Annotated in this window: 3 protein-coding genes; all 3 read right to left on the bottom strand. The window is 72.7% G+C overall.

Annotated elements, in window-relative coordinates; translation table 11 throughout:
* Positions 1 to 299 (bottom strand): copper transporter (locus HMPREF3086_RS11030; RefSeq protein ID WP_168169084.1); only part of this gene is annotated, 299 nt, incomplete at its 3' end.
* Between the two features lie 5 nt (positions 300 to 304).
* Positions 305 to 1,483 carry a putative cytokinetic ring protein SteA gene (steA, locus tag HMPREF3086_RS11035; RefSeq protein WP_246830968.1) on the bottom strand — a complete coding sequence of 393 codons (1,179 nt, stop codon included), beginning with the start codon at positions 1,481 to 1,483 and terminating at the stop codon, positions 305 to 307.
* 53 nt (positions 1,484 to 1,536) lie between these two features.
* Positions 1,537 to 3,297: a DNA repair protein RecN gene (gene recN / locus HMPREF3086_RS11040; protein WP_061228840.1), complete on the bottom strand. Its 1,761-nt coding sequence runs from the start codon at positions 3,295 to 3,297 to the stop codon at positions 1,537 to 1,539.
* Between the last annotated feature and the right edge of the window lie 38 nt (positions 3,298 to 3,335).

The following is a 3,335-nucleotide window of genomic DNA, read 5'->3' on the forward strand; positions in this document are numbered from 1 at the left end:
CCCGCCGCCGTGACGTCCTCCTCCGCCGCACCGGGTGCCACGACGATGAGGACCGGCCGGCCGTCGAGCCGACCGTCCAGGACGGCCGGTGTCAGGTCCGCCGCCAGGCCGTCCAGCCGGTCGACCGCCCTGCGCTCGGCGGCGAGGTCGTCCTGCGCCGCCTCGAGCCGCGCCGCCGTGGTCTCCTCGCGGTCGACGACCGCGTCCCGGATCGACGTCGCGACGGACGTGGATCCGAGGACGACCCCCACCGCGAGGGCGAGGAAGACGGCCACCAGCGTCAGGACGTGGCGGCGCATCGAGATCAACGGACGAGCCCCTGGACCCACAGCGCGAACGAGTTCCAGGTCTCGATGGCCCAGAGCAGGAGGTCCTGAGCGGCGTCGCGGGCCACCACGACGGCGGCGACCGCGACCAGGGCGGCGAGCACGATCAGCGCGAGACCGATCCCCGAGCCGCGGGAGCGGTAGAGGGTGGCGCAGGCGCAGGCGTGCACGAGCCGCGAGGAGACGGTCGTGTCGACCATGGTCGACGACGGCGCGGAGGCCGGGCGGAAGGCGTTCTCCAGGCCCCGGTCGTCGCCCGTGATCACGATCATCTCCGCCCCGCCGTGGTAGGCCAGCAGCAGCGCCATGTCCCGCGCCGTCGCGGCGGCCGGGAACGTCGTGGCACCGACCCCGAGCTCGGTGATCTTCTCCAGCCCCTCGGCTCTGCCGTCACGATCCGCCGGCACGACGAGGACGGCGCCGTCGGAGAGGACCTCGTCCGGGACCTCGGTGGGGGTGGCGACGACGACGTCGGCCGTCAACCGGGCCGAGCGCAGCAGCTCGGCACCCCCGTCGACGCCCACGAGGAGCGGGCGGTACTCGCGGATGAACGGCTTGAGCTCGGCCAGCTGGGCACGCGAGGACGCGTCGCCCGTGACCACCACGACGTGACGGTCGGTGAACTCGACATCGATCTCCGGCAGCCCCTCGCCGTCGAGCAGGAGTGGATGCTCGAGGCTGAGGAACTCGGTCGCGTTGGCCAGGTGCGCCAGCGCCGACTCGACGTAGTTCTTCTCCGCACTGTCGACCTCGGCGAGCAGGGTCGCGGAGTCGACCTCGCGGCCACCGGCGATCTCGTCCTCGGACTTGACGGAGTAGACGACCCCGTCGTCGATGCGGATCCGGGTCCCGTCGGCGACATCGGCCAGGTCGGCGTCCTCGATGACGGGCACCGTCGAGGCGGCCAGGGTGCGGAAGGCCGCCCGGGGCAGCATCTCCTCACCCGCGGCGGGGACGTGCACCACGGCCCCCACCTCCGCCTCGACGAGTGCGCGGGCGGTCTCCGCCGTTGTGCGGTTGAGGTCGAGGACGGCGATGTCCTTGGCGCCGAGCCTCTTCGGCACCGGAGTCCCCGGCTCGATCCGGCGCACGGTGCCCACGACACCGGCGAGGTCCTGGGAGTGACGATTGAGCAGACCCGGCATCTTCATGTGCATGAGTATCACGCGTGTGATTCGAGTGACGAGGGAGGCCACCCCGGCGTGTCGCCTTAACGGTCGATCTCAGCTTGAGACTTTTCGTACTGGGCCTTCTCCAGCAGCTCCCTCGCGTGGGCGAGTCCGGTATCGGTGTCCTCGAGTCCCGCGAGCATCCGTGCCAGTTCGGTTACGCGGTCGGCGTCCGCGACCGCCGTGACCCCGGAGACGACGACACCGGAACTCCCGGTGTCGGCGCCCGCGGGGTCGGCGTCCTTGTGAACGACCAGGTGGGTATCGGCGTAGGCCGCGACCTGCGCGAGGTGGGTGACGGCGATGACCTGGTGGGTCCGCGCCAGGCGGGCCAGTCGCTTGCCGATGCTCAACGCGGCCCGGCCTCCGACGCCGGCGTCGACCTCGTCGAACACCAGCGTGCCCCCGCCCGAGCGTTCGGCCAGGACCACTTCGAGCGCGAGCATGACCCTCGACAGCTCGCCGCCTGACGCGCCCTTGCCGAGAGGCACCGGCCCCGAGGGCCCGTCGAGCGCCAGTTCGACGTCGTCGAGCCCGCTCTCGGTGGCGCCGTCGAGCCCGTCCCCCGACGGGGTGACGCGGACGGTGAGGCGGGCGCCACCCATCGACAACTCGGCGAGCTCGGCCGTCACCCGGGCGGCGAGGTCCTCCCCCGCCGCGCGCCGGACGGCGGTCAGCGCGGCGCCGCGTTCGCACAGTTCCGCCGCGAGCCGCTCCACCGTGGCGCGCAGCTCGGCGACGGCGGTCTCGGAGGTGTCGACCTCCCCCAGTCGGGTCCGGGCTCTGGCGGCCCAGGCGATGACGTCGTCGACGTCCGTACCGTACTTGCGCGTCAGCGCGCGGAGATCGTGTCGTCTCTCCATCGCCGAATCCAGGTCGGCGGAGTCGACGGGCAGCTCGGCGAGGTACAGGCCGAGCTCGGTGGCCGCGTCCCCGAGCGCGGCGACGGCCTGTCCGATGCTCGTGGCGATGGGGTCGAGCGCAGGGTCCCCGGCGCCTGCCAGCCGCTGCCGCAGCTGGTCGAGCACACCCACCATCGGCTCAGTGGTCTCGCCGTCACCGGTGAGCGCCTCGTGGGCCCGCCCGGCCACCTCGCGTAGCTCCTCGGAATCGGTCAGGCGGCGGATGAGCGCATCGAGTTCGGCCTCCTCGCCAGGCTGTGGGTCGAGGGAGTCGATCTCCTCGAGCCCCATGCGCAGCAGGTCCGCCTCGCGGGCGAGCTCGCGGGCCCTACCGGTGCGCTCGGCCAGTGAGCGTTCGGCCTGACGCCACCGCCTGTAGGTCTCGCGGTACGCCTCGAGCGCGGCGCGGGCGTCGTCACCGCCGTGCGCGTCGACGGCGTCGCGCTGCCGGTCCGGGCGCAGCAGACGGAGTTGGTCGTTCTGTCCGTGTACGGCGAGGACCGGCGCGCAGAAGCGGGCGAGGGTGCCGGCAGGGACGGAACGACCGCCGAGCCGGGCGCGCGAGCGACCGTCCGCGCCGACCCGTCGGGCGGCTATCACGCTGCCGTCCTCGTCGAGGTCGACGTCGGTGTCCTCGAGGAGGTCGTCGAGATCCCGGCGATCGGCCGGGTCCATCGTGGCGGTCGCGGACAGGTCGAAGCGCCCCTCGACGACCGCCTTGTCCGTTCCCCGGCGCACACGGCCGGGGTCGGCGCGACCCCCGGCCAGCAGCCTCAGACCGGTGACGACCATCGTCTTGCCCGCGCCCGTCTCTCCGGTGAGGACGGACAGTCCTGGCGAGAAGTCGGCGACGGCCTCGTCGATGACGCCGAGGCCGCTGATCCGGAGTTCCGTGAGCACGCACCCACCCTAGGAGCGTGGGTCAGTAACACGCCAGT

The organism is Dietzia sp. HMSC21D01, from assembly GCF_001815995.1.
Taxonomy (GTDB): Bacteria; Actinomycetota; Actinomycetes; order Mycobacteriales; family Mycobacteriaceae; genus Dietzia; species Dietzia cinnamea.

Bases quoted from the DNA above. Each gene is read 5' to 3' on its own strand.
- steA (WP_246830968.1), bottom strand. From the start codon at position 1,483: ATGCACATGAAGATGCCGGGTCTGCTCAATCGTCACTCCCAGGACCTC.